This window comes from Microbacterium azadirachtae (assembly GCF_000956505.1).
GTDB lineage: Bacteria > Actinomycetota > Actinomycetes > Actinomycetales > Microbacteriaceae > Microbacterium > Microbacterium azadirachtae_A.
In genome coordinates this window covers 109,467-134,080 of sequence record NZ_JYIX01000031.1, presented here as the reverse complement: position 1 = coordinate 134,080, position 24,614 = coordinate 109,467, and the positions used below count along the sequence as shown (strand labels likewise).

Sequence of the window (24,614 nt, the reverse complement as noted above, 5' to 3'; positions counted from 1 at the left end):
GAGCAACGATGCCGCAGACCGCCTTCGAACGCATGCCGGCCCCGGCGGCCGCCGTCGACCACGCCCTCAGCGCCGCAGAGCAGCGGGTGTTCTGGCTCGACGACGCCACGGCCGAACGCCACGACGCACTGACCGGGCGCATCGACACCGACCTGGTGGTCGTGGGCGGCGGGTACGCCGGACTCTGGACCGCGCTGCTCGCGACCGAGCGCGACCCCGGCGCCAGGGTGACGATCCTCGAGGCGAACCGGATCGGCTGGGCAGCGTCGGGACGCAACGGCGGCTTCTGCGAGGCCAGCCTCACGCACGGCTACGACAACGGCGCGAGCCGCTGGCCCGACGAGATGGACACGCTCGAGCGGATGGGCGCGGAGAACCTCGCCGAGATCGCCGCGACCGCGGAGCGCTACGGGATCCGCGCCGATCTCGAGCACACCGGTGTCGTGAAGATCGCGACCGAGGAGTACCAGCGCCGCCAGCTCGCGAGCGCCCGCCACGACGACCGCCACGTCTTCCTGGACGGCCCCGACCTGCGGGCGATGATCTCCTCCCCCACCTACCGCGCCGGCCTCTGGGACAGGGACGGGAACATCCTCGTGCACCCGGCGAAGCTCGCGTTCGAGCTCGCGAGGGTCGTCGCCGAGCGCGGCGTGCGGATCTTCGAGCGGTCCCGGGTGACCGGAGTGCGGCGCGTCGACCGCGGTGTCGTCGCCACGACGGAGAGCGGCGCCGTGCACGCCGACCGTGCGGTGCTCGCGACCAACGTCTTCCCGTCGCTCCTCACGCGCAACCGGCTGATGACCGTCCCGGTCTACGACTACGTGCTCGCGACCGAGCCGCTCTCCGCCGGGCAGCGGGCCGAGATCGGCTGGGAGGACCGTCAGGGCCTCGCCGACATCGCCAACCAGTTCCACTACTACCGGCAGACCGCCGACGACCGGATCGTGTTCGGCGGCTACGACGCGGTCTACCACCCCGGCGGCAAGGTGCGGGAGCGCTACGAGGACCGCCCCGAGTCGTTCCGCCGCCTGGCCGAGCACTTCCTCACGACGTTCCCGGCCCTCGAGGGGATCCGCTTCACGCACCGCTGGGCCGGCGCGATCGACTCCTGCTCGCGGTTCTGCGCGTTCTACGGCACCAGCCACGGCGGTCGCGTCGCGCACGCCGCGGGCTTCACCGGCCTCGGCGTCGCGGCGACCCGCTTCGCCGGCAACGTCATGCTCGACCTGCTCGACGGCGCCAAGACCGAGCGCGCCTCCCTGCAGATGGTCCGCGAGCGGCCGACCCCGTTCCCGCCGGAACCGGCCGCGACCATCGGCATCAACGCGGTCCGCTGGTCGATGGACCGCGCGGATCACCGCGAGGGCAAGCGGAACCTCCTGCTGCGCACGCTCGACGCCCTGGGCATGGGCTTCGACTCCTGAGGGGCGGGCGGCCGCCTCGTCGTCTCGTCCACGTCGCCGCGTCCGCCGCTTTTTCGCCGACGCCCCCTCGCAGCACCCGCGCCCCCTCGCGTGGACGCGCGGACGAGGGGGCGCCGACACCCCGAGGGGGCGCCGACGCACCCGAGATGACCGGATCCGGGATCCCGCCCGCGTTTGTTATGCTGGCCAGGCGTCATCGACGTACGGGGCTGTAGTTCAATGGCAGAACTTCTGCTTCCCAAGCAGATAGCGCGGGTTCGATTCCCGTCAGCCCCTCAGAACAGAGAAAGGGCCCTCGCCTCAGGCGGGGGCCCTTTCGCGTCACCCGCAGATGCCGACGATGAACCCGAGCAACTCGGAGTAGCGGCCCCAGAGGTTCTGCCCTGAGGCATCGTCGGCCGGGTTGCTGTTCGCGTTGCCGATGATGTTCTCGACCGCGAGGATGTACGCATCCGAGGTCTGCTCCCGGTGGAGACCCTGGACCTGGAGTCCTGCGGACTGCCCCGCGGGGATGTCCTGGGAGAGCACGAACCTCACCTCGGTCGAGCTGAGGAGGGTGAGGACGCCCGCGCCCGCGACCACCCCGACGACGAGGTTGCCGATCCCCGCGCCCGTGAGCAGGAACGAGGATCCCGCCTTCACCGGGTTACCGATCGCGGTGATCGTGTACTGCGGGTAGGAGAGCAGGACGCCGCCGAAGTTGGCTTGCCAGCAGCTCGAAGCGACCTGCACGTTCTGCTGATCGACGGGAGCCGAGGCCGAGGCCAGCGGCATCGCGACCGCCGCAGTGATGACGGGGACGGACCAGACGGCGGATCTGACGACGGTGCGTCGGGACACCCCGCTCTTGTCGGCACGCGATGACGTCATTTCAAGCCCCCAGTGCATGAAAGTCGAGCGGGAGTCCTCGGCGACGACCCCTCGGGAACGCAGCCTCAGGCTCCCCCGACGACATCGAGGGCACCGCATTCGTGGTCAGCCTACGGTACGAGCTCCCCGCCGCGCTGCTGCGGTGGGCGCAGGAACAGGACACGACCACCGCGACGGACACCGCCGACGGGATGGCGGATGCGGTCATGGCCGTGATGCAGGGGTTCATGGTGCGCCTGATGGTGGATCGCCCCCCGGGCGATCACGACGCCAGTTCCGCGGCGCGTCTTCCGCCGTTCGGTCAGGGCGTCTACGATCTCTGGCGAGCGCGGCATATCGAGCCGGGCCGGACGTAAAGGAGTTCACCTATGGCTGACTGGGCCGCTGACGTCAAGATCTACCGTCCCAATGCCGATGAAGCTGCGATCGAGGGTCTCCTCAAGACCTACCGGCTCGTGATGAGCAGCCAGGATTCGGCCTACGTCGCGTTCTCCGACAAGGACGAGGTCGAGACCGTCAAGACCAACTTCCTCCAGAAGAAGCTCGGCCTCACCGAGTCGGACGCCGCGCTCGACGCCGCACTCGATGAGGTCAAGGAGACGATGAAGGCGGACCGCACCAAGAGCCGCATCACCGTGTACTACCTGCTCGCCGAGAAGTTCGGCAAGCTGGGCCTCTTCCACTGAGCCCCGCTCCACTGCACGACAGGAAGGGCCGCATCCGCGGACGCGGGCGCGGCCCTTCCGACGTGAACCGCTCACGTGAACCGCTCGCGTATGAACCTCGATTCCGCCAGAGGCGCGGCCGGCCACGGATCCTCGCCATACTGGCGGGATGACCGAACCCACCGAGTACCGCGCGCACTTCGGCTTCGACATCCGCTTCGCGAACGGCGGCGGCATGCAAGGCGAGGGGTTCCGCCTGGACCTTCCCTCGCCCGACCTGGACGCCGACGCGATCGGCCTGCTCCTCGTCCGCCATCTGGGCCTCGCTCTCGCGGAGTCGGTCGTGCTGACCGACCTCCGGATCGTCGCCGAACAGCACCGTGGCAGCAGGGGCACCGCCTCCCCGACGATGGCCTCGGAGAGGCGGATCGTCGACCTGTCGCATCCGATCCACGCGGGTCTGATCACCTACCCCGGCCTGCCGGCGCCGGAGATCACGCCGTTCCTCACCCGGGAGGATTCCCGCGCGAAGTACGCGCCGGGCACCGAGTTCGCCATGGACGTCATCACGATGATCGGCAACACCGGCACCTACCTCGACTCGCCGTTCCATCGCTACGCCGAGGGCGGCGACCTCTCGTCGCTCCCGCTCGAGAAGCTCGTCGACCTGCCCGCCGAGGTCTTCCACCTCACCGACGCCTGGTCGTCCGATCGCCGCGGGATCGGATCCGCGACCCTCGCCGACCGCGACCTGCGCGGCACGGCGGTGCTGCTGCACACGGGCTGGGATCGCCACTTCGGCACCCCGGAGTACGGCAGGGGCGCACCCTTCCTCACCGGCGAGGCCGCGCAGTTCCTCGCCGACGCCGGGGCCGCGCTGGTCGGAATCGACTCGCTCAACATCGACGACACCGAGTCCGGCGGCGAGCGGCCGGCTCACTCTGCGCTGCTCGCCGCGGGCATCCCGGTCGTCGAGCACCTCGCCGGGCTGGGATCCCTCCCGGCCCGCGGCGCGCGCTTCACCGCGGCTCCGCCCGCCGTGGCCGGGTTCGGCACGTTCCCGGTCCGGGCGCACGCGATCGTCTAGGCGGATCCTGCTCCTGGGCGCCGCGCCGGAGACCGCCGATCCCGGCGCCCGCCGTCAGAGTCCTTCGATCGATCCCTCGAATCCGAGCATCGGGTCCACCTCGGGCGGCGGGATCAAACCCCCGTCATCCTCGTCCACAGGAGGGCCGCCGGAAGGGGCCTCCTGCTCCTCGACCTGGTCCTGGATCTGCTCCTCGACCTGGTCCTCGTCCTCGTCGTGGCCCATCTCGTCCTCCTTCGCGACGGATCCGACCGGCGACACCTCGTCGGCGCCGACCCCACGCTGCGGGGCCCGACCCGTCTCTCTTTCGGCAGGCTATGCCGCGTTCCGGGGGTTGACAAGGTCCGGGCGGGCAGCCGCTCTCACGAAGCCGTCGGGGCCACGGATGTCCCGACGCGCGGGTAGCGTGTCCCCCATGTCCCCGCGCCCCGCCGTCACCCTCCGCGCCCGCACCGAAGCCGACTACGACGCGCTCTACGCCCTCGCCGCGGAGCTCGACACCTGGGAGCAGCGCAGTCCGCTCCGCCCCGCGGCGATGACGCGAAAGGGGTGGGAGGCGCGCGTCGCTGAATACGACGCGGATCCGAACGGGAACCTCGGCTTCGTGATCGACGTCAACGGAGAGGCCGTCGGCACGGTGAGCCTGTTCGACATCGACGGCTTCACCGGCACCGCCGAGGTGGGCATCGCCCTCGCCGCATCGGCACGCGGCCGAGGCATCGGCACCGAGGCCATCGCGCAGATCATCGAGTTCGCGTTCGTGCGGGCCAACCTCCGGCGGGTGCACCTCGAGGCGATCGCATCGAACACAGCCGCACTCCGCATCTACGAGAAGGCGGGCTTCGTCGTCGAGGGGCGCCAGCGCGAGCACGCCTGGGTGCGCGGGCAGTACGAGGACATCGTGCGGATGGGCCTGCTCCGCTCCGAGTGGCTCGAGCGCGGCACCGACTGACACGCCCACGGCGTACGGTCGGACCAGACGATCGAAGGGGATCCGCATGGCGACGCACACTGTCACGAACCAGGCACCTCCGCGCGAAGGTCTGGACGAGTTCTCCCTCGACCTGCCCCTCGTCGAGGGCGTGCGACGTCACGGTGCGTCGTGGGCCGAGCCGGAGCTCATCGCGACCGGGGAGCTGGTCGGATCCGCCGCGTTCTCGCACGACGCCGAGCTCGCCAACGTGCATGAGCCGGAGCTCGTGGCGTTCGATCGCTGGGGACGGCGCATCGACGAAGTCGAGTACCACCCCTCGTACCACCGCGTCCTCTCGGCCGCCGTCGCCGCCGGGGCGCACACGGCCGCCTGGGCTGATCCGCGCCCGGGCGCACAGGTCGCCAGGGCCGCGCAGTTCCTGGTCTTCGCACAGGTCGAGCCGGGGCACGCCTGTCCGGTCTCGATGACGCACGCCGTCGTGCCAGCGCTGCAGCAGTTCGGATCCGCGGAGCTGCGGGAGGAATGGATCCCGCGCCTGTTCTCGCGGGACTACTCGCCCGCGCTCGAATCCGGCAAGACCTCCGCCCTGTTCGGCATGGCGATGACCGAGAAGCAGGGCGGGTCCGACGTGCGCGCGAACCGCACGTCCGCGATGCCGGCCGGCGACGGATCCTGGATCCTCACCGGGCACAAGTGGTTCTGCTCGGCGCCGATGTCGGACGGCTTCCTCATGCTCGCGCAGGCGCCCGGCGGGCTGAGCTGCTTCCTCCTGCCCCGCGTGCTGCCCGACGGATCCCGCAACCCGTTCCTCGTCCAGCGCCTCAAGAACAAGCTCGGCAACCGCGCGAACGCCTCGAGCGAGGTCGAGTTCGACGCCACGATCGCCTGGCTGGTCGGCGAGGAGGGCCGCGGCGTCCGCGCGATCATCGAGATGGTCAACCAGACCCGGCTGGACTGCATGCTCGGCACAGCCGCGGGCATGCGGCAGGCCACGGCTGAGGCGATCTGGCACGCGCAGCACCGCTCGGCGTTCGGCGCGCTGCTGGCCGAGCAGCCCGCGATGACGCAGGTGCTGGCCGACCTCGCGGTGGAGACCGAGGCCGCGATCACCTCGTCCCTGCGCGTCGCGGCCGCCTATGAGGCCGACGCCCCCGCGGCGGACGAGCCGTTCCGGCGCCTGGCGACAGCCGTGCTGAAGTACTGGATCTGCAAGCGCGGCCCCGGTCACGCGTACGAGGCGCTGGAGTGCCTCGGCGGCAACGGCTACACCGAGGCGTTCCCGCTCGCCCGGCGCTACCGCGAGCAGCCCGTCATGGCGGTGTGGGAGGGATCCGGCAACGTCATCGCGCTCGACGTGCTGCGCGCGATCGCCCGCGAGCCCGAGACCGCCGACGCGCTGCTCGCCGAGGTGCGCCTCGCGGAAGGCGCGGATGCGCGGCTCGACGCGCACGTCGCCGACACCGAGCGGCTGCTCCGCGACGCACAGCGCGATCCCGCGTCCGCCGAGGCGCAGGCGGGCGCGCGCCGGCTCACCGAGGCGCTCGCGGTCGCGCTGCAGGCGTCTCTGCTCGTCCGGCACGCCCCGGCCGAGGTCGCCGATGCGTTCGCGTCGTCGCGGCTGGGCGGGGCGCGCGGGTTCCTCTACGGGGCCGCGCCCGCCGCAGCCGCATCCGCATCCGCATCCGCGATCGTCGACCGACACGCCGGCTCCTGACCGCGTGCGCCGCCCGGCGCCCCGCCCGCGCGAGATGGAGAACGTCGCTCGCACATGCCTCCCAGCGGCGAAATCCATCTCCGCACGCGCGGCAGCCCGGTGGCGAGATGGAAAACGTCGCCGGTAGACGCCCCGCTGCAGCGAAATCCATCTCGCCTCCAGCGCGGCAAGCACGATCGTCGCCGGCGCGGGCCGGGCGGGTGCGGCCGATCACGACGCCGCGGGCCGGCCCCGTTTCCAGGGCCGGCCCGCGGTGCGCTCCGCACCGATCATCAGAGCGCCGCGATGATGTCCTCCACGCGCTGCTTGGCGTCGCCGAACAGCATCTGGGCGTTCTCGCGGAAGAACAGCGGGTTCTGCACACCCGCGTAGCCGGCGGCCATCGAGCGCTTGAACACGATCACGTTCTCGGCCTCCCACACCCGCAGCACCGGCATGCCGGCGATCGGGCTCGACGGATCCTCCGCCGCAGCGGGGTTGACCGTGTCGTTCGCGCCGATCACGAGCACGACGGAGGTCGACGCGAGGTCGTCGTTGATCTCCTCCATGCTCAGCACGATGTCGTACGGCACCTTCGCCTCGGCGAGCAGCACGTTCATGTGGCCGGGCAGACGCCCCGCGACGGGGTGGATACCGAAACGCACGTCGACGCCGCGTTCGCGCAGACGCCGCACCAGATCCGCGACCGGATACTGCGCGTGTGCGACCGCCATGCCGTAGCCGGGCGTGATCACGACGCTCTTGGCCGCGGTGAGCATCTCGGCCGCGCTCTCCGCCGTGGTCTCGCGGTGCTCGCCGTACTCCTCGTCCGAGCCCGTCGAGGCGACGATCCCGAACCCGCCGGCGATGACGGACAGGAAGGAGCGGTTCATGGCCTTGCACATGATGTAGGAGAGGTAGGCACCGCTGGATCCGACGAGCGCACCGGTGACGATGAGCAGGTCGTTGTTGAGCAGGAAGCCCGCGGCGGCCGCCGCCCAGCCCGAGTAGCTGTTCAGCATCGAGACGACGACCGGCATGTCGCCGCCGCCGATCGAGGCGACGAGATGCCAGCCCAGCGCGAACGCGAGCACGGTGACCGCGATGAGCAGCCACAGCTGCTGGTCGATCACGAACCACACCGTGAGCACCAGGAACGCGAGGAGCGCCAGGATGTTCAGCACGTTCTTGCCGGGCAGCATGAGCGGCTTGGAGGAGATCCGCGCCGACAGCTTCAGGTACGCGACGATGGATCCGGTGAAGGTCACGCCTCCGATGAAGATGCCGATGAAGACCTCGGCGTTGTGGATGCCGACGAGCGAGGGCGCGATCTCCGCATGAGCGAGGTGGCCGTTCCAGCCGACCAGCACCGCGGCGAGACCGACGAAGCTGTGCAGCAGGGCGATGAGCTCCGGCATGCCCGTCATCTCGACGACCTTCGCGCGCCAGAGGCCGATCCCGGCCCCCACGAGCACCGCGACGAGCAGGAAGACCAGCCCGATCACGGCGCCGCCGGACCAGGCGTGCGCGACAGTGAGCGACACGGTCGCCACGAGGGCGATGGCCATGCCTGAGATGCCGAAGATCACGCCGGAGCGTGCGGTCTCGTGCCGGCTGAGACCGGCGAGACTGAGGATGAACAGCAGGGCCGCGACGATGTATGCGGCAGTGGAGAGAGCCCCGACGGTCACTTCTGGCCGCCCTTCGTGAACATGGCGAGCATGCGGCGGGTGACCGCGAACCCTCCGAAGATGTTGATGGATGCGAGCAGGACCGCGATCGCCGCGATCACCTGGACGACCGGATTCGAATCCGTGATCTGCAGCATCGCGCCGACCACGATGACGCCGGAGATCGCGTTGGTCACCGACATGAGCGGGGTGTGCAGCGCGTGGTGCACCTTGCCGATCACGTAGAAGCCGATCACCACCGAGAGCGTCAGCACGGTGAAGTGCTGCGGCAGCGGTGCGGGGGCGAATGCGTTCACCGCGAAGAGCGCGGCGATGCCGAGCACGATGAGCAGGGCCTTGCGCCCGGCCGACATGCTCTTCTTGGCGGGGATCTCGACGGGCGCCGCGGGGGTCGCCTTGGCGGGAGCGGCGGCCACCTGCACAGGCGGAGGCGGCCACGTCACGGCGCCGTCGCGCACGACCGTGACCGAGCGCTGCACCACGTCGTCGAAGTCGATCGCGAGCACTCCGTCCTTGCCCGGGGTGAGCAGGGCGACGAGGTTGGCGACGTTCGTGCCGTACAGCTGCGAGGCCTGGGCGGCCAGGCGGGAGGCGAGATCGGTGTAGCCGAGGATGATGACGCCGTTGGCGGTGACGGTGCGCGCCCCTGCGACGGATCCCTCCACGTTCCCGCCCTGGCCCGCCGCCATGTCGACGATCACGCTGCCTGGCTTCATCGCGGCGACGTCCGACGCCGTGATGAGCCGGGGCGCGGCGCGTCCCGGGATCAGGGCCGTGGTGATGATGATGTCGACGTCGGCGGCCTGCTCGGTGTAGATCTCGGCGGCGCGGCGGTCGTACGCCTCGCTCGTGGCCTTGGCGTAGCCGTCTGCGGACTTCTCCACGGCCACGTCGACGGGCAGGTACTCGCCGCCGATCGAGGTGACCTGGTCGGCCACCTCCGGGCGCGGATCCGTGGCGCGCACGATCGCGCCCAGGCTCGATGCGGCGCCGATCGCCGCGAGGCCGGCGACGCCGGCGCCCGCGACGAGGACCTTGGCCGGGGGCACTTTGCCGGCGGCGGTCACCTGACCGGTGAAGAACCGGCCGAACTCGTGCGCGGCCTCGACCACGGCGCGATAGCCGGCGATGTTCGCCATCGAGCTCAGCACGTCCATCGATTGCGCGCGCGAGATGCGCGGCACGGCGTCGAGGGCGAGCGCGGTGATGCCGCGCTGCGCGAGCGACTCCACGAGGTCGGGGCGCAGCGCCGGCGAGAGCAGCGCGATGAACGTCGCCCCGTCCGCGAGCAGGGCGATCCGCTCCGGATCGGGCGGCGTGATCGCCAGGACGATCTCGCTCCCCCACGCCTGTTCGCGCTCGACCAGCGTCGCCTCCGCGGCCGCGTAGGCCTCGTCGGGGTACGACGCGTCGGATCCTGCTCCGCGCTCCACGACCACTTCGTGACCGAGCTTCCGCAGAGACGCGATCGTCGCCGGGGTCGCGGCCACGCGCGACTCGCCTCCCGGCTCTCGTACGATGCCGATGACTGCCATAGCTACCTCCTCTGTGCCCGTCTGCGACGACGGGACTCCGGGCGACCTCGCCCGGACAACCTGCTCAGAGTACTGAGCCGGACGGCGGGGATCCGTCGGCATTTCGCGATCTTACGCGCAAAGAATCGCGGATCTTTGCACCCTGGCAACGCCGGACGGGCACCGCGTAGGCTCGCAGGCATGGCACCGGATCCACGGCTCAGGGGACTGCTCGGCGACTGGACGGGGACGGAGGAGCTCTTCCCGACGGCGTGGACCGCGGCAGGATCCGCCCGCGGCGCCCTGAGCGTCGAGCCAGGCCCCGACGGCATCCTCCTGGACTACGTCGAGTCGCGCGACGGCGCCGACGGCGCACCGCTCGTGGCGCATGCCGTGGTCGCCGGGGCGGGATTCTGGTGGTTCGACACCTACGGCTTCACGCCCGAGGCACCAGGCACTGCGACCTGGGAGGGCGATGCTCTCGTGCTCGACCGCCGCTCGGATCGCGGCCGCACCGTGACCCGGCTGCGCGCCGACGGCGACCGGCTCTCCCTCGAGCTGGACACCGCCGTACCGGCCGACGCGGACCCGGCACCGCTCGTGCGCGGCGTCTACACCCGGCAGCCCGCAGAGGGCTGAGCACCGCGGGCTCCGTCCCGACGTGCGTGCCCTCAGGGGTGGTGTTCGCTCGTGAACACGTCGTTCAGCGTGACCGTGACGAGCCCGCGCTCCGCGATGATCCGGGTGAGCTGCGGGAAGACGGTCGTCACGGGCGGGTGGTTGAGGTGCCCGATCACGACGTGCTGCGGAAGCAGCCACTCGTGCCCGAGACGGACGATCTCCTCCGCGGGGATGAGACCGGAATCGGCGAGCGAGCCGTACCAGAGGGCGGGCGCGGTGTAGCCGATCGACGCTGCGGCGGCGCGCACCCGTCGGTCATGGAATCCGAACGGCGGGCGATAGAACGGGCGAGCATCGACGCCGAACAGCTCGCCGATCCGATCGTGCGTGCGCTGCAGCTCATCCACGATGCCCCGGTCGGACAGCAAGGTGAGATCGGGGTGCGACCAGGTGTGGTTGCCGATCTGCACCTGGCCCGAGGCGACGAGCGGCGCCAGCACGTCCACGTTCTCCGCCCACGCGGGGTAGGAGGCGGTGGCGAACAGCGTCAGCCGCGTTCCGGTCTCGTGCGCGAACTGCGCATACGCGCGCACGACGGACGAGTCGGTGCCGTCGTCGACGGTCCAGGCGAGCAGGTTCCCCTCGCCGGGCAGGCCGGTGAACGCCTCGTGCGGCGCCGGGACCTTCGCCAGGGTCGGTGCCGGGGGCGGTGTGGGCGTCGGCGTAGGAGTGGGAGTCGGAGTCGGGGACGGCGGGGACGGGCTCGACGGGGCACCCGCGGGGCGGACCGTCTCCGGCGTCGCCTCGCAGGACGTCAGCAGGGCCCCCAGTGCCAGCCCGGACGCCCCCAAGAACGTCCGGCGCCCCCACGCACTGGTCCCCCTCGCCCCGGTCTGCCCCATGCCGCAGACCCTAGGGGCTCGCAGCGACCCCCTTCCGCCACCGGCGGAGACAGGGCGGATTCTCGGGGCTCGGGCGGCGGGAGCGGTACGTGGTTGCCCGTATCGGCGACCGGATCCCGCCGCACCGGATCCCGGCTCCCCGAGAGTCGCGGCCTGCCCGCCCGCGTCGCGACTACGGGTTTCACCGTAGGAGACCGGTGCGCTCGGAGCACTGCGGTGCTATGTTTTTCGCAGTCGCCGCAAGGGGACGCCCCGCGAGTGTAGTTCAACGTCAGAATGTTGGCCTTCCCGGTCGAAGATGCAGTGTTCAACTCCTGCCACTCGCTCCACCGAACAGCCCCCGGCATCCGCCGGGGGCTGTTCCTCTTCTCTGGCCGCAGCGCCGGATCCGCCGCGCCGCGACGATCCGGAGCCGTCCCCCCGCGGGGTGCTGAGATGTCCTCGTGAAGACCACTGCGCCTCCTTTCGCCGCGACGCCACGCCCTGCCGTCAGCGCTCGCCTCTTCGACACCGTCGACATCGTCGCGACGGGCCTGTTCGCCGTCGAAGGAGCGGCGGCGGCCGCGCACGCCGGGCTGGATCTGCTGGGCGTGCTCGTGGTGGGCTTCATCGTGGCACTCGCCGGCGGCATCCTCCGCGATGTGCTGCTCGGCGACCTCCCCCCTGCCGCGTTCTCGTCGCGGATCCGGATCATCGTCGCCCTCGGAGCGTCGCTCGGCACCTTCGGAGTGCTCGCCGCGATCGACGAGATCCCCGCTCTCGCCCTCGCCGCGGCGGACGCCGTGGGCCTCGCCCTGTTCGCGGTCGGAGGCGCGGAGAAGGCGGCCGCCCGCGGCGCCAACCTCTGGGTGGTCGCCGCCCTCGGCACGATGACGGCCACGGGCGGCGGGCTGGTGCGCGACGTGCTCCTGAACCGGGTCCCGTTCGTACTGTCGCAGAGCGTCTACGGCACGGCGGCGCTGGCCGGAGCGCTCACCACGGGGATGCTGCTGCGCTGGACGCGGGCACGAGGACTCGCACTGCTCGCCGGCTTCCTGGTCGCGTTCCTGCTGCGCCTGCTGGCCTTCGTCTTCGACTGGCAGCTGCCCCGGCTCGGGATCTGAGTCCGCGCGCGGGAGCCGCCCCGCGGCTCATCCGTGGGCGCGCTCGGCGGCCGCACGGATCGGGCCCACCAGGGCGTCCGCGAGCCGGGCGTGGCCGAGGTCGGTCGGGTGAAGTCCGTCGGCGCCGATCTGCCCCGGAGGACCGGTCACGAGCCAGGTTCCCAGCCCGTCGATGTACTCCAGTCCGAGCTCGGACGCGGCGGCCTTGACCGCATCCCTCGTGTTCTCGATCCCGACGTCCGGATCCTTCACGACCCAGGGCGTGCTCGTCACGATGATCTGCGCGTGCGGGGCGCGCACGACCGCCTCGCCGAGGGCGACCCGCGCCTCGCGCTCGATCTCATCCGGCGGGTAGGGGGCGTCGTCGTCGCTGCCCATGATGACCACCACGTCCGCGCCGGAGGGGATCTCGCGCACGAGGTCGCGATAGGTGAGCCCGGCGTCCCCCGGATCCGCATATCCCGACGACCCGGCGGAGATCACGTCCAGCCGCATGCCGAGCCGCATCGCGACCAGCCCCGGCCAGCGTCGGGCGGTGCCCGAGTCCATCGCGGATCCGCCGACGAAGGAGTTGCCGACCGCCACCAGGAGCTTCCCCGCGGTGCTGCTCGGGGCGGGCGTCACCGGCGGCGCGGGTGCGGAGGCGCACCCGCCGAGGGCCGTGGCGAGCACGATGCCCGCCACGACCCCGGCGATCCGCGGGTGCGCCCTGCGTCGCATGCGCCGGCTCAGACCCCGACGAGCAGCCCCGCGAAGTGCGAGACCAGCTGATCGATCGGGATGCGCACCTGCTGCATCGTGTCGCGGTCGCGCACCGTCACGGCGTGGTCCTCGAGGGAGTCGAAGTCCACCGTCACGCAGTACGGCGTGCCGACCTCGTCCTGGCGGCGATAGCGGCGGCCGATCGCCTGGGCGTCGTCGTAGTCGACGTCCCAGTGCTCGCGGAGCAGGTCGGCGACCTCCTTCGCCGTGGGCACCAGACGCTCGTTGCGGGACAGCGGCAGCACGGCGATCTTGAACGGCGCCAGGCGCGGGTCGAGCCTCAGGACCGTGCGGCTGTCGGTCTTGCCGTCGGCGGTGGTGGTCTCCTCGACGTGATAGGCGTCGACGAGGAACGCCATCAGCGCACGGGTGAGGCCGAACGAGGGCTCGATCACGTACGGGATGTACTTCTCGTTGGTCGCGGGGTCGAAGTAGGACAGGTCCTTGCCGGACTTCTCCTGGTGCACCGAGAGGTCGTAGTCCGTCCTGTTGGCGACGCCCATCAGCTCGCCCCACTCGGACCCGACGAAGCCGAACCGGTACTCGATGTCCACGGTGCGCTTCGAGTAGTGCGCGAGCTTGTCCTTCGGGTGCTCGAACCAGCGGATGTTCTCGGGGTCGACGCCCAGACCGGTGAACCACTTCCAGCAGAGATCCATCCAGGTCTGCTGCCACTCCTCGTCGGTGCCGGGCTGGACGAAGAACTCGATCTCCATCTGCTCGAACTCGCGCGTGCGGAAGATGAAGTTGCCCGGCGTGATCTCGTTGCGGAACGCCTTGCCGATCTGCCCGATGCCGAACGGGGGCTTGCGGCGCATGGTCTGCTGCACTGCCTTGAAATCGGTGAAGATGCCCTGTGCGGTCTCCGGTCGCATGTAGTGCAGGCCCGACTCGTCGTCGACGACGCCGAGGTAGGTCTTGACCATGCCGGAGAACATCTTGATCTCCGTCCACTGCCCGACCTTGTCCGGATGCTCCGGATCCGGGATGTCGGCGAGGCCGTTCTCCGGCGGGTGCCCGTGCTTCTCCTCATAGGCCTCGAACAGGTGGTCGGCACGGTAGCGCTTGTGCGTCACGAGCGACTCCGTGAGCGGGTCGCTGAAGACCTTGAGGTGCCCGGACGACTCCCAGACCGCGGTGGGGAGGATGATCGCCGAGTCCAGCCCGACCATGTCGCCGCGGCGCTGCACGAACGTCTTCCACCACTGGCGCTTGATGTTCTCCTTAAGGGCAACCCCGTAGGGGCCGTAGTCCCAGGCCGAACGGGTGCCGCCGTAGATGTCCCCCGAGGGGAACACGAACCCGCGATGCTGTGCGAGTGCGATGGCGGCCTCGAGCCGCTCCGACTGGTCCATGGGATCTCCTCATCACGTAGAGCAGCACCGGGGTGCGCGAACGCTGAGGACTATAGTCGCTCGTGCCTCGCCCCCGACATGCCGGCCTACGGACAAGGAGCCTCCGATGACCTGGTTCTTCAAACTCGGCATCATCGACGGGCCGCTCCCGCTCGTGATCTGGGGCTTGACGATCGTCGGCGTCGTCGTGCTGCTGATCCGCCGCCCGACCCCGGCCTGGCTGTGGCGCGTCATCGGCGCCCTGGCGCTCGGGATCGGCGGCGGCGTCGCGCTGGTGCTCTGGGCGAATGCGACGGACGCGTTCGGCGGACAGCTGCCGTTCGCGTGCACCTTCTGGGTGCCGGCCGGCTTCGCGGGGACGCTGATCGGGATCGTGTCGCTGTGGGAGCGCCGGGCATGGCGCAGGATCGTCGCGGTGCTGGTCGTGATCCTCGCACTGCTGTCCACGACCCTCGGCGTCAACGCCGCGTTCGGGATCAACAAGACCGTGGGCTCGATGTTCGGGATCTCGACGGAGGAGCGGTTCGACGGCCTTCCCACGCCCGGTCCGACGCAGGTCGCGGACGGGCCGCTGTACAAGACCTGGACGCCGCCGGAGGACATGCCGAAGACCGGCAAGACCTGGTTGCTGAGCGGCAAGCAGGCGATTCCTTCCTCCGGTCGCTTCACGCCCCGCGACGCCACGATCTACGTTCCCCCGGCCGCGCTCACGAAGGATCCGCCGCGGCTCCCCCTGGTCGTCATGATGATGGGCTACCCCGGCAACCCCGACCCGTCGTTCATCGCGTCCGCGCTCGATCGGCTCGCGGAGAAGAACAAGGGGCTCGCGCCGATCGTGATCGTCGCCGATCAGCTCGGCAACGAGAACCAGGATCCCGTGTGCGCCAAGTCCGACAAGTACGGCGATGTGCCGGCCTACTTCAACAAGGACATCCCCGACTACGCGACGAACAAGCTTCCTGTTCTGCTCGACCACAAGTACTGGACGATCATGGGCTACTCGAACGGCGGGGCCTGCGCCTTCACCTGGGCGACCCATCATCCCGACATCTGGGGCAACGTGATCGGCATCTCGTCCGATGAGTTCCCGGGGATCGAGTGGATCGACGGCGCGGTGAAGACCATCTTCAACGGCGACAAGGCCGCCTTCGAAGCGAACAAGGCGACCGCGGGGATCGCAGAGAACCAGGGGAAGTTCGCCGGGCACCTCGCCATCTTCACGGTCGGCGAGAAGGATGCGGCCTTCCTCCCCGGGGTGGAGATGAACAAGAAACAGGCCGAGGAAGCCGGCTTCACGACGACCTTCCACGTGGTTCCAGGGGCCGATCACTTGGCCTCAGCCCTCAACGGCGGCATTCCGTTCGCGATGGAGCTGCTGTACAAACACCTCGGGCTCTCCGCCCCCTGACCGTTCCCTTCCGATCCCGCGACCACGCCTCTCGCAGAGAAAGCAGCGCATGACCGCATCCGATGCCGCACTGTCCGCCCGCACCGCCACCGCCGAGACGCCGGGCACTCCCCCGGCGCCGAGGAAGGAGGGCGCCTTCGTGGGGTACCTGCGCGCGAACCCCTTCAGCGTCGCGCTCGCCCTCATCGTGTTCGGTACGGGGTTCGGGTTCCGCACGTTCCTGGGGGACTTCCCGCAGGAGTTCGCCGCGGGGGTCGTGACCACGGGCGACCTCCGCTACTGGTGGACCCCGCTCACCGCGCTGTTCATCCCGGACTCGCTGATCGCCGGGATCCTCGTCCTCGCGCTCGTGCTCACGGTGGGCGCCTACGCCGAGCGTCGGCTCGGGACCTGGCGGGCCGTGGGCGTGTTCGTCGTCACGGGCGTCGTCGCGATACTGCTCGGCCTCGGCCTGCAGACGCTCACCGCGGCCTGGGGCGCGGACTGGGGGCTGCTGAAGAGCGTCGACCTCGTCACGGATCCGTCGATCGGCCTCATCGGCACGATCATGGCGGCGACGGCAATGGCGCCCGCGCTGTGGCGCCGCCGGATCAGGGTCATCGGCTTCACGCTGCTCCTGATGTTCGCCCTCTACGCCGCCGACAGCAACAGCGTCTTCCGGCTCATCGCCGCGGTGCTCGGCCTGCTCGCCGGCATCCTGCTGGCGCGGGACACCCCGCGCGGCTCCTGGCATCGCAGCTCGTACCGCGAGGTGCGCACCCTCGTCGCCGCGATCGTGGCCGCGGTCGGACTGGGTCCGCTCATCGTGCTGATCTCCGACTCATTGGACTCCCCCCTGGGTCTTGTCGTGTCCGGCTTCGCGCCCGACACGACGGGCGAGGTCTCGCCCGAGTGCGCGCAGGATTTCACCGCGGAGTGCATCAAGCAGGCCGACGCCGTGCTGACAGGCGGGCCAGGGCCGTTCCTGATCAGCCTCGTGCCGCTGCTGCTCGCGCTGCTCGCCGCCTGGGGTCTGCGCACCGGCCGGCGCGCGGCCTGGATCCTCGCGATCGTCTCGAACCTCGCGGTCGCGGTGCTGACCGGCACCGTGCTCGGCTTCACCGACCTGTTCGACGCGGGCGTGCGCGACGTCGTGGGCCCCGAGTTCGTGATCGCCATCGTGCTCGCGACCTGCCTGCCTCTGGCTCTCGTCGCGCTCCTGCTCCTCACCCGGCGCCGCTTCCAGGTGGCCGCTCCGCGTCCTGCCGCCGTCCGCTTCGCGATCATCGTCGTGGGGGCGTTCGTGGTGTTCGCCGCCGGATACGTCGTGACGGGTCTCGTCGACGGCGACGACTACCTGGCGGGGCCTCCGGAGATCGCCGCGCTGCTGGGCGACGTGCTGCGGCCGTTCGTGCCGGCTGGATTCCTTCCCGATGTGACGCTGGACGCGATTCCGCTCGACGGCCCGGCACTGTTCGTCTACCAGTGGACGGGCGTCGCCTTCTGGGCCGTGTTCGTGTTCGCGACGGTCCAGCTCTACCGGGCCACAGGGGTGCAGCGCGACACCACGGAAGAGGCGCGCTTCCGCACTCTCCTGCGCGAAGGAGGCGGCGGCACCCTCGGCTTCATGGGCACCTGGCCCGGCAACGCCTACTGGTTCACCGACGACGGGCGGGGAGCGGTCGCCTACCGCGTGATCAAGGGCGTGGCGTTGACGATGTCGGATCCGGTCTGCGCCGAGGGGGCCGAGCGCAAGACGGTCGAGGGATTCGTCGCGTACTGCGAGGCGCAGGGCTGGTCGGCGTGCTTCTACAGCTTCCACGAGAAGTATCTGCCGATCTTCCAGTCCTTCGGATGGCAGCACATGTCCGTGGGCGAGGAGACGGTGCTCGACCTCCCCGGACTCGAGCTGGCCGGCAAGCCGTGGCAGAAGATCCGCCAGCCGCTGAACCGCGGCCAGCGCGAGGGCATCACCACGCTGTGGTCGGCCTGGGACGAGCTTCCGGCGCAGTACACCGCCGAGATCGAGGCCGTCAGCGAGGAGTGGGTCGCGAACAAGAAGCTCCCCGAGATGGGCTTCACGCTCGGCGGGATGGAGGAGCTCAAGGATCCGGATGTCGGGATCTTCCTCGCGATCAACAAGGACGGCGGGATCGAGGCCACGACCAGCTGGCTGCCGAGCTGGACCGACGGCAGGGTCACCGGGTGGACCATCGACTTCATGCGCCGAGGCGACGGATCCATGCCCGGCATCATGGAGTTCGTCATCGCGTCGGCAGCCCTGCACATGAAGGAGCAGGGCGCTCAGGTCATGAGCCTCTCCGGCGCCCCGCTCGCCACCAAGCCCGGGGAGGATCCCGGGGACCCGACGGTCATGAGCCGGCTGCTCGAGTGGCTCGGCCGGATGCTGGAGCCGGCGTACGGCTTCACGTCGCTGTTCCGGTTCAAGAGCAAGTTCAACCCGCGCTACGAGACCATCCACATGGCCTACGCGGATCCCGCTCAGCTCGCGAACATCGGACTCGCGATCGGCGAGGCCTACCTTCCGCACGCCACGCCGAAGGAGTACCTGGCGCTCGTGCAGACCATCACGGGACGCGGCGGGGAGCACTGATGTCGAAGGCAGCATCCGCCCGGCCCTCGCGCATGGCGACCGCGGACGGGCTCCTGTCGCCGGTGCCCGCCGTTTCGGTCAGGCCGGAACCGTGCGCTTCTTCTCGAGCGCACGCAGGGCGAACGGCGCGGCGACGCCGTGCAGCAGAATGCTGCCGACCACGGTGACGACCATGATCGTGAGCACGAGGTTGCCGTCCTGTTCAGGGAGCGCGTTGTACGCGAGCAGCCCGAACACGATCGTGGCGGTGCCACGCGGTCCGAGCAGGCCGATCTTCACGCGGTCGGCGCGCGACACCGAGCTGCGCAGGAGCGACAGGTACACCGGCCCGAGGCGCAGCACCGTGAGGGCGAGCAGGACGAGCACCAGCACCTGCCAGTCGAAGGGCGTCGTGAAGACGATGAGGGCCGCGCCGCCGAGCATGAACCAGACGAAGTTCGCCGTGAGGGTGCCGACCTCCTCCACGAGAAGCAGCTCGGCATGCGGGATCACGCGCTCCTCCATTCCGCGTGTGCGGGTGACGCGGTAGATGAGCCCTGCGACGAACGCCGCCACGAAGCCGTTCGCCTCGAGCGCCGGGATCGTCGCGATGCCGTAGGCGATGAGCGGCAGCAGCACCATCGCGAAGCGCGCCCCGCCCTCGTCCGCGATTCCCCGATGGCGGGCGGCGCGGAGGGCCAGCCCGACCACGCCTCCGAGCACCACGCCGATCGCCACGGCCACGGCCGTGGCCGGGACCGCATTGAGGAACGCCTCTAGGAACTTGTCGAAGTTGTGCCCGAAATCCTCGTCGTCGATCGTGAGCGTGTCGGATCCCGTCGCGATGAACTGACGGACGATCGGCGAGAGCACGACGGCGATCGGGAGCGCCATGCCGAAGATGGGCGAGACGAGACCGTCGTTGTAGCCGCTCTCCACGTTCAGGATCGCCCGGATGCGTTCTGGCAGCAGCTTCGAGCGCAGGAGCCGGGTCGCGGGCGCGAAGTCCGTCGGCATGATCACGCAGGCGATCACGCCGATCACCGCGAACGACTCCGGCATGAGCCAGCCGCTCGCGATCGCAGTGAGGATGAGGGACAACGGCAGGGCGATCAGCACGAGGCGCGCGGTGACCCGGCCCTCGCCGCCGAAGATCCCGCCGCGCACTTCGGTGGCATCGGAGAACAGCAGGATCGCGAGAATGATCTCGACGACCTTCTCCGTGGCCGGCGAGTCGATCGCCGCCCCGTAGGCGTCGATGTTCCAGACCGTGGTCGCGGCCCCCAGCACGAGCAGCATGGCGGGACCCGCCACACCCCAGCGCTCGAAGCGGTGCGAGACCACGGACCACAGCATCACGGCCGCGAGGCCGATGAGCACGAACGGCGGCATCCGATTCCTCCCGAGTACGAGGTGAGACTATCGCGCCGAGCGGCCGCCAGCCGATGGTGCCGGGCCGGTCCCTGAGCGAGCCGAAGGCGAGACGAAGGGCACCGCCTGCTCTCGTGCCGTCGCCACGGCCACCTCGATCAGCTCCCGCCCCGCGGCGGAGAGGTCCCGCGCTCCCCCGCGCCAGAGGGCCGTGATCGGGCGCATCACCGGCTCCCCGGTCGTCCGCACCGCGCGCAGCCGGCCGAGTCGGATGTCGTCGGCGGCTTCGCGGCGGGACATCACGGCGGCGCCCAGCCCGCCGGCGACCGCCGAACGCACCGCGGCCGAGGTCGGCAGCACCACCGCGGGCTCCGCCGCATCCCTGCCGAGTCTGCGGCGCACCTCGTCCTCCCAGGCGCGCCTGGTTCCGCTGCCCTGTTCGCGCGCGACGAGCGCCTCGTCCGCGGCCTCCGCGAAGGTCACGGGTCCGTCCTGACCCCACGCCCGCTCCGGGGCGACGACCAGCACGAGCTCATCGTGATCGACGGTCGAGGTGCCGAGATCCGCGGGCACCTCCGACGACTCGATGAACGCCAGGTCGGCATGCCCGTCGCGCACCAGGGCCTCGGCGTCCGTGCTGTTGCCGGACAGCAGCTGCACCGCCGTCGGGGTGCGCCCTGCCTCGACCTGGCGCCGGCGCAGCGCGACCAGCCACAGCGGCAGCAGCCGCGCCGACACCGTCTGGCTCGCGGCGATCGTGAGCCGTGCCGTGCTCTCGCCCCGCAGGGTCCGGGTCGCCGCGCGGAAGCGTCCCACCGCCGCCAGCACGTCGTCCGCCCAGGAGGCGACGACCTCGCCCTCGAGCGTGGGCCGCGTGCCCGATGGGGCACGATGGAACAGAGCCAGCCCGAGCTGGCGCTCGACCGCGCGCAGCCGCGCGGACGCCGACTGCTGGGTCACCCCGGTCTCCCGCGCCGCACCCGAGATCGACCCCGTGCGCACGACCGCGACCAGCAGTTCGAGCGATCCGATGTCCGGCATCGATCCGTCTGTCACCCCATTCGCCACAGTCCATGACTGTACCCCTATCGAGAGCCGCGGGATACCAGGGATGCCGAGGGCGGACGAGCCTGGATCCATGATGTTCCGCCCTGCCAGCACTTTCCCGCTCCGCCTCGCTCGACGAGGGGCGGAGGTGCTGCCGGGGCTGGCGCTCACCGTGCCGATCGCGATCGTCGCCACTCTGATCGGCACGGTCGTCCCCGTGCTCGGATCCGCCCTGCCCGCGATCGTGATCGGCGTGGTGGCCGCCGTGATCCGCCGCCCCGGCGCCCGCTTCCAGCCCGGGGTGGAGTACTCCGGGAAGTTCCTGCTGCAGGTGGCGGTGGTGCTCCTGGGCGCGCAGCTCTCGCTCGACGCGATCCTGCGCGTGGGGGCGGAGTCGCTGCCGGTGATGCTGTCGACCCTCGCCGTGTGCCTGCTCGGCACGTGGGTCATCGGCCGGGCGCTGCGCGTGCCGCAGCGGCTGCGCACCCTGATCGGCGTGGGAACGGGGATCTGCGGCGCCTCCGCGATCGCGGCGGTCTCGCCCGTGATCGGGGCGCTGAGCGCCGAGGTCTCCTACGCGGTGTCGACGATCTTCGTCTTCAACATCCTCGCCGTGGTGCTCTTCCCGCTGCTCGGCCATGCGCTGGGCATGGATCCGCACACCTTCGGACTGCTCGCCGGCACCGCCGTGAACGACACCAGCTCGGTCGTCGCGGCGGCCGGGGTCTTCGGCGCGGCGGCACTCGGCTACGCGGTCGTGGTCAAGCTCGTGCGCACCCTCATGATCATCCCGATCTCGATCGGGCTCTCGGTGATCGAGTCGCGCCGTTCCGCCGAAGGGCGACGGATGACCCTGCGCGGTGCGATCGGACTCGTCCCCTGGTTCCTCGTCGGCTTCCTCGCCGTCGCGGTGATCGGATCCCTCGGGGTGATTCCGCCGGGTCCCCGCGAGGCCATGGTGCATGCGAGCGGCTTCCTCATCGCGACGGCGATGGCCGGCATCGGTCTGTCCACCGACGTCGCCGCGCTGCGCCGCGCCGGCTGGCGACCGCTCGTGCTCGGCGCGATCCTATGGATCCTGGTCACCGCCACCGCCCTCGCGGTGATCGCGCTGACGGGCTTCGGATACTGACGCCTCCTACAGCCAGCCGCGCTTCTTGAACACCAGGTAGAGCACGAACGCGCCGCCGACCATGAGGCCGATCGCCATCGGATAGCCGGCGGCCCATTTCAGCTCCGGCATCACCTCGAAGTTCATGCCGTAGATGCCGGCCACGATCGTCGGAGCGAAGAAGATGGCCGCCCAGCTGGAGATCTTCTTGACCTCCTCGCCCTGACGGATGCTCTCCTCCGTCATCCGGCGCATCTCCTCGTTCTGGCGCCGGGCGACGATGGTCGCCTCCACGGTGAGCGCGTTGTCGAGGTTCGCGCGGAACGTCGAGACCCGCTCGGACAAGGTCAGGATGTGGTCCAGCACGTCGCGCAGGTAGCGCTGCAGTTCCAGGTCGACGGCGTACTTCGCGGATCCGCGCAGCAGGTTCTCCAGCATCGGCTGCAACGGCTGGGTCGCCTTCTGGAAGTCGATCACCTCGCTGGACAGCTCGTAGATGCGCTGGGTCACGTCGGACTCCTCGAGGAACAGCTGCGCCTCGATCTCGTCGATGTCGTTCTCGAGGCCCGCGAGCACCGGCGAGTACTCGTCGACGAGCTCGTCGAGGATCGCATAGAGCACGGCCTCCGGACCCCGGGCGAGCAACTCAGGATCGTGCTCCATCCGTCCGCGAACCCGGCTCAGGCTCGGCGTCTCGGCGTGCCGGATCGTGACGACGAAGCTGGGGCCCACGAACACGTGCAGCTCCCCGAACTCGACCTCCTCCGCGACATCGAGGTAGCGGGCGGGGCGCAGGACGATGAAGAGGGTTTCCCCGTAGCGCTCGAGCTTGGAGCGCTGATGCCCGGTCAGCGCGTCCTCGACCGCGAGCTCGTGCAGCCCGAACTCCGCGGCGACCTGTCGCACCTCCTCCTCGCTGGGGCGGTACAGGCCGATCCAGCCCATGCCCTCGCGGGCGTGCATGAGCTGGAACGTCTCATCCAGCGTGTGCGGGGTGTCGGTGCGGACGCCGTCCACATAGATGCCGTTGTCGACGATCGCCATGGCTGCTCCTCGGGTCGTGCGCGTACGTCGGCCTGCGGGCCCTGCCGAAGCGCGGGGAGGCGTCGAACGGACCGGTCAGCCCTGCGGCAGCGGGCAGATGGCCGCGCCGTCGACCGCCTTAGCGTAGTCGCCCGCGGTGAACGGCAGCGCGAACTCCGGTGCGGTCCCGCCCTTCCCGGCGGGCGCCTTGGAGGCGATCGCAGCGAGTTCGAACGCGAGGTCGCCGATGAACGCCTCGCCGGCCGTGGAGTCGTTCAGCACCACGGCGACGGTGAATCCGGTCGCAGGATCCGAGTAGGCCGCCGTCAGGTAGCCGGGCGTGCCGCCGTGCTGGCCGATCATGGATCCGACCAGCTTGGCCCCGCCCGTGGTCTGGTACCAGCTCGGTGCGCCGTCGGCGATCGGGAGCGGTGCACCGAAGCGCTTCGGCGTCTTCTTCAGGCGCAGCGCCTGCGCGGCCTCGGCCTGCACGTACCGGCCGAGATCCTCGATCGTGGAGACCACCCCGGAGTCGGTGTAGCCGTTGCTCGACGAGCTCACCGTGATGTCGGAGGGCTTCGCGCACTGGTAGGCGCCGTCGACCTGGGCCAGGTAGGACCCGTCCAGAGCGGGCGACGGAGTGGGCGCCGCGGCGCCGGATCCGGGCAGCGACGTCGAGTTCAGCCCGAGCGGGCCGGTCACGTACTGCCGGATGAGCTGTGCGGCGGTCTGGCCCGAGGCGCGCTCGAGCGCCTGACCGAGCAGCAGGTAGCCCGCGTCGGAATCGCGGTAGCCGGTGTGCGGAGGGGTGCGGTTCTGCGCGAGGCCGTACGACGCGAGCTCCTTCGGATCCCACTCGCGCGCGGGGTTGTTCAGCAGCATCGGCATCGCCGTCGCCTGGGACGACCCGATCCCGCCGGTGCCGTTGCACAGGTCGAGGAGGGTGACGTCCTGCAGATCCGGCACTCCGGAGACGTATTCGGTGATCGACGCGTCGAGCTTGATCTTGTCCGCGTCGGCCATCGCGTACAGCACGTCGCACGTCATCAGCCGGGTGACGTCGCCGATGCGGAACGACATGTCGGTGCTCACCGGCGTCTTGTCCTCGACGGACACCGTGCCGAGGCCGGTGACGTAGGAGCCGCCCCACGGCGCCCATACGCCCACGATCGCGCCGCTCGAACCGCTCTGCGCCATGGCCCGCGTGACCGCGGCCTTGATCTCGTCCTTCATCTCGGACGGCAGCTCGCCCTGCACCTGCGGCTTCGGGGTGTACGAAGGGGCCTGCGCGCTGCCGGAGCAGCCGCTCAGCGCCAGCGTCGCCGCAACGACACCGGCGACCAGCGCCCCCACTCGACGCCGTGTGATCCCACTCATTCGCCCCCCTGACATTCCTCACGATTGTAAGCGGCCCTTCTCAGGCCGCCGTCATCCCGAAGGATGATCCCTGATTTCGGGTGG

The 24,614-nt window shown here is 70.4% G+C and carries 22 protein-coding genes and 2 tRNA genes; 13 read left to right on the top strand and 11 right to left on the bottom strand.

The genetic code is table 11. The annotated features are described in order from the left end of the window. Positions 1 to 8 precede the first annotated feature (8 nt). Both RS86_RS07030 and RS86_RS07025 read left to right on the top strand, forming a co-directional pair. Positions 9 to 1,424: an NAD(P)/FAD-dependent oxidoreductase gene (locus tag RS86_RS07030; RefSeq protein WP_045271497.1), complete on the top strand. Its 1,416-nt coding sequence runs from the start codon at positions 9 to 11 to the stop codon at positions 1,422 to 1,424. A gap of 205 nt (positions 1,425 to 1,629) precedes the next feature. Further along, positions 1,630 to 1,700, top strand: a tRNA-Gly gene (locus RS86_RS07025). A gap of 45 nt (positions 1,701 to 1,745) precedes the next feature. Here the strand turns inward: RS86_RS07025 and RS86_RS07020 are convergent. Beyond that, a complete protein-coding gene (locus RS86_RS07020; RefSeq protein WP_045271496.1) occupies positions 1,746 to 2,294 on the bottom strand; it encodes a hypothetical protein in 549 nt (182 codons plus the stop codon). 101 nt (positions 2,295 to 2,395) lie between these two features. On the opposite strand from RS86_RS07020, the gene RS86_RS07015 reads away from it, so the two are divergent. The 3 genes from RS86_RS07015 (at position 2,396) to RS86_RS07005 (ending at position 4,046) form a co-directional block, all read left to right on the top strand. After that, positions 2,396 to 2,650, top strand: coding sequence for a hypothetical protein (locus tag RS86_RS07015; protein ID WP_045271495.1), 255 nt, complete (start codon positions 2,396 to 2,398; stop codon positions 2,648 to 2,650). Positions 2,651 to 2,662: 12 nt separating this feature from the next. Further along, the gene (locus RS86_RS07010) at positions 2,663 to 2,980 is read left to right on the top strand and encodes a DUF2853 family protein (protein ID WP_045271494.1); all 318 of its coding nucleotides are present in this window, start codon (positions 2,663 to 2,665) and stop codon (positions 2,978 to 2,980) included. Between the two features lie 148 nt (positions 2,981 to 3,128). Then, on the top strand, positions 3,129 to 4,046 hold the full coding sequence (locus tag RS86_RS07005) for a cyclase family protein (RefSeq protein WP_045271493.1): 918 nt from the start codon (positions 3,129 to 3,131) through the stop codon (positions 4,044 to 4,046). Positions 4,047 to 4,100: 54 nt separating this feature from the next. Here RS86_RS07005 and RS86_RS20610 read toward each other — a convergent pair whose 3' ends face one another. Continuing rightward, positions 4,101 to 4,271 (bottom strand): hypothetical protein, encoded by a 171-nt coding sequence (locus tag RS86_RS20610; RefSeq protein WP_160299676.1) that lies wholly within the window; start codon positions 4,269 to 4,271, stop codon positions 4,101 to 4,103. Between the two features lie 190 nt (positions 4,272 to 4,461). On the opposite strand from RS86_RS20610, the gene RS86_RS19840 reads away from it, so the two are divergent. Further along, positions 4,462 to 4,998, top strand: a complete 537-nt coding sequence (locus tag RS86_RS19840; protein ID WP_052680127.1) for a GNAT family N-acetyltransferase — start codon at positions 4,462 to 4,464, stop codon at positions 4,996 to 4,998. Between the two features lie 46 nt (positions 4,999 to 5,044). Then, a complete protein-coding gene (locus RS86_RS06990) occupies positions 5,045 to 6,694 on the top strand; it encodes an acyl-CoA dehydrogenase family protein (protein WP_045271491.1) in 1,650 nt (549 codons plus the stop codon). A 272-nt stretch (positions 6,695 to 6,966) separates the two neighbouring features. On the opposite strand, the gene pntB is transcribed toward RS86_RS06990, so the two are convergent. Together pntB and RS86_RS06980 are read right to left on the bottom strand one after the other, a co-directional pair. Further along, positions 6,967 to 8,364 carry a Re/Si-specific NAD(P)(+) transhydrogenase subunit beta gene (pntB, locus tag RS86_RS06985; RefSeq protein WP_045271490.1) on the bottom strand — a complete coding sequence of 466 codons (1,398 nt, stop codon included), beginning with the start codon at positions 8,362 to 8,364 and terminating at the stop codon, positions 6,967 to 6,969. Continuing rightward, entirely contained in the window at positions 8,361 to 9,899 is a 1,539-nt protein-coding gene (locus tag RS86_RS06980; protein WP_045271489.1) for a Re/Si-specific NAD(P)(+) transhydrogenase subunit alpha, read from the bottom strand. Before RS86_RS06980 ends, pntB begins: the two co-directional genes overlap by 4 nt. A 180-nt stretch (positions 9,900 to 10,079) precedes the next feature. Here RS86_RS06980 and RS86_RS06975 point away from each other — a divergent pair, with 180 nt between their 5' ends. After that, positions 10,080 to 10,517 carry a hypothetical protein gene (locus tag RS86_RS06975; RefSeq protein WP_052680126.1) on the top strand — a complete coding sequence of 146 codons (438 nt, stop codon included), beginning with the start codon at positions 10,080 to 10,082 and terminating at the stop codon, positions 10,515 to 10,517. A 32-nt stretch (positions 10,518 to 10,549) separates the two neighbouring features. Here RS86_RS06975 and RS86_RS06970 read toward each other — a convergent pair whose 3' ends face one another. Next, positions 10,550 to 11,401 carry a polysaccharide deacetylase family protein gene (locus RS86_RS06970; RefSeq protein ID WP_052680125.1) on the bottom strand — a complete coding sequence of 284 codons (852 nt, stop codon included), beginning with the start codon at positions 11,399 to 11,401 and terminating at the stop codon, positions 10,550 to 10,552. A 254-nt stretch (positions 11,402 to 11,655) separates the two neighbouring features. Here RS86_RS06970 and RS86_RS06965 point away from each other — a divergent pair. Continuing rightward, positions 11,656 to 11,730 (top strand) — tRNA-Gly (locus RS86_RS06965). Positions 11,731 to 11,844: 114 nt separating this feature from the next. Further along, positions 11,845 to 12,504 carry a trimeric intracellular cation channel family protein gene (locus tag RS86_RS06960; protein WP_052680124.1) on the top strand — a complete coding sequence of 220 codons (660 nt, stop codon included), beginning with the start codon at positions 11,845 to 11,847 and terminating at the stop codon, positions 12,502 to 12,504. A gap of 27 nt (positions 12,505 to 12,531) precedes the next feature. Here the strand turns inward: RS86_RS06960 and RS86_RS06955 are convergent, their stop codons facing one another. Together RS86_RS06955 and RS86_RS06950 are read right to left on the bottom strand one after the other, a co-directional pair. Further along, positions 12,532 to 13,224: an SGNH/GDSL hydrolase family protein gene (locus RS86_RS06955; RefSeq protein ID WP_082076637.1), complete on the bottom strand. Its 693-nt coding sequence runs from the start codon at positions 13,222 to 13,224 to the stop codon at positions 12,532 to 12,534. A gap of 8 nt (positions 13,225 to 13,232) precedes the next feature. Then, positions 13,233 to 14,621, bottom strand: coding sequence for a glycine--tRNA ligase (locus RS86_RS06950; protein WP_045271487.1), 1,389 nt, complete (start codon positions 14,619 to 14,621; stop codon positions 13,233 to 13,235). Between the two features lie 106 nt (positions 14,622 to 14,727). Between RS86_RS06950 and RS86_RS06945 the strand changes: the two genes are divergently transcribed. Then, positions 14,728 to 16,029, top strand: a complete 1,302-nt coding sequence (locus RS86_RS06945; protein WP_045271486.1) for an alpha/beta hydrolase — start codon at positions 14,728 to 14,730, stop codon at positions 16,027 to 16,029. 49 nt (positions 16,030 to 16,078) lie between these two features. Further along, positions 16,079 to 18,622 (top strand): bifunctional lysylphosphatidylglycerol flippase/synthetase MprF, encoded by a 2,544-nt coding sequence (locus tag RS86_RS06940; RefSeq protein ID WP_052680123.1) that lies wholly within the window; start codon positions 16,079 to 16,081, stop codon positions 18,620 to 18,622. A gap of 78 nt (positions 18,623 to 18,700) precedes the next feature. Here RS86_RS06940 and RS86_RS06935 read toward each other — a convergent pair whose 3' ends face one another. Together RS86_RS06935 and RS86_RS06930 are read right to left on the bottom strand one after the other, a co-directional pair. Further along, complete coding sequence (locus RS86_RS06935; protein WP_045271485.1) at positions 18,701 to 19,993, bottom strand: cation:proton antiporter; 1,293 nt, start codon at positions 19,991 to 19,993, stop codon at positions 18,701 to 18,703. 27 nt (positions 19,994 to 20,020) lie between these two features. Beyond that, a complete protein-coding gene (locus tag RS86_RS06930; protein ID WP_160299675.1) occupies positions 20,021 to 21,028 on the bottom strand; it encodes a LysR family transcriptional regulator in 1,008 nt (335 codons plus the stop codon). 82 nt (positions 21,029 to 21,110) lie between these two features. On the opposite strand from RS86_RS06930, the gene RS86_RS06925 reads away from it, so the two are divergent. Further along, entirely contained in the window at positions 21,111 to 22,151 is a 1,041-nt protein-coding gene (locus tag RS86_RS06925; RefSeq protein WP_235281672.1) for a YeiH family protein, read from the top strand. 6 nt (positions 22,152 to 22,157) lie between these two features. Here RS86_RS06925 and RS86_RS06920 read toward each other — a convergent pair whose 3' ends face one another. Next, entirely contained in the window at positions 22,158 to 23,174 is a 1,017-nt protein-coding gene (locus RS86_RS06920; protein ID WP_045271484.1) for a magnesium and cobalt transport protein CorA, read from the bottom strand. Between the two features lie 75 nt (positions 23,175 to 23,249). Then, complete coding sequence (locus tag RS86_RS06915; RefSeq protein WP_045271483.1) at positions 23,250 to 24,530, bottom strand: serine hydrolase domain-containing protein; 1,281 nt, start codon at positions 24,528 to 24,530, stop codon at positions 23,250 to 23,252. Positions 24,531 to 24,614: the final 84 nt, after the last annotated feature.

Bases quoted from the DNA above. Each gene is read 5' to 3' on its own strand.
- RS86_RS07005 (WP_045271493.1), top strand. From the start codon at position 3,129: ATGACCGAACCCACCGAGTACCGCGCGCACTTCGGCTTCGACATCCGC.
- RS86_RS20610 (WP_160299676.1), bottom strand. From the start codon at position 4,271: ATGGGCCACGACGAGGACGAGGACCAGGTCGAGGAGCAGATCCAGGAC.
- RS86_RS06955 (WP_082076637.1), bottom strand. From the start codon at position 13,224: ATGCGACGCAGGGCGCACCCGCGGATCGCCGGGGTCGTGGCGGGCATC.
- RS86_RS06940 (WP_052680123.1), top strand. From the start codon at position 16,079: ATGACCGCATCCGATGCCGCACTGTCCGCCCGCACCGCCACCGCCGAG.
- RS86_RS19840 (WP_052680127.1), top strand. From the start codon at position 4,462: ATGTCCCCGCGCCCCGCCGTCACCCTCCGCGCCCGCACCGAAGCCGAC.
- RS86_RS06975 (WP_052680126.1), top strand. From the start codon at position 10,080: ATGGCACCGGATCCACGGCTCAGGGGACTGCTCGGCGACTGGACGGGG.
- RS86_RS06990 (WP_045271491.1), top strand. From the start codon at position 5,045: ATGGCGACGCACACTGTCACGAACCAGGCACCTCCGCGCGAAGGTCTG.
- RS86_RS06970 (WP_052680125.1), bottom strand. From the start codon at position 11,401: ATGGGGCAGACCGGGGCGAGGGGGACCAGTGCGTGGGGGCGCCGGACG.
- RS86_RS06950 (WP_045271487.1), bottom strand. From the start codon at position 14,621: ATGGACCAGTCGGAGCGGCTCGAGGCCGCCATCGCACTCGCACAGCAT.
- RS86_RS07020 (WP_045271496.1), bottom strand. From the start codon at position 2,294: ATGACGTCATCGCGTGCCGACAAGAGCGGGGTGTCCCGACGCACCGTC.
- RS86_RS06920 (WP_045271484.1), bottom strand. From the start codon at position 23,174: ATGGCGATCGTCGACAACGGCATCTATGTGGACGGCGTCCGCACCGAC.
- RS86_RS06915 (WP_045271483.1), bottom strand. From the start codon at position 24,530: ATGAGTGGGATCACACGGCGTCGAGTGGGGGCGCTGGTCGCCGGTGTC.
- RS86_RS07030 (WP_045271497.1), top strand. From the start codon at position 9: ATGCCGCAGACCGCCTTCGAACGCATGCCGGCCCCGGCGGCCGCCGTC.
- RS86_RS06980 (WP_045271489.1), bottom strand. From the start codon at position 9,899: ATGGCAGTCATCGGCATCGTACGAGAGCCGGGAGGCGAGTCGCGCGTG.
- RS86_RS07010 (WP_045271494.1), top strand. From the start codon at position 2,663: ATGGCTGACTGGGCCGCTGACGTCAAGATCTACCGTCCCAATGCCGAT.
- RS86_RS06945 (WP_045271486.1), top strand. From the start codon at position 14,728: ATGACCTGGTTCTTCAAACTCGGCATCATCGACGGGCCGCTCCCGCTC.
- RS86_RS06925 (WP_235281672.1), top strand. From the start codon at position 21,111: ATGATGTTCCGCCCTGCCAGCACTTTCCCGCTCCGCCTCGCTCGACGA.
- RS86_RS06935 (WP_045271485.1), bottom strand. From the start codon at position 19,993: ATGCCGCCGTTCGTGCTCATCGGCCTCGCGGCCGTGATGCTGTGGTCC.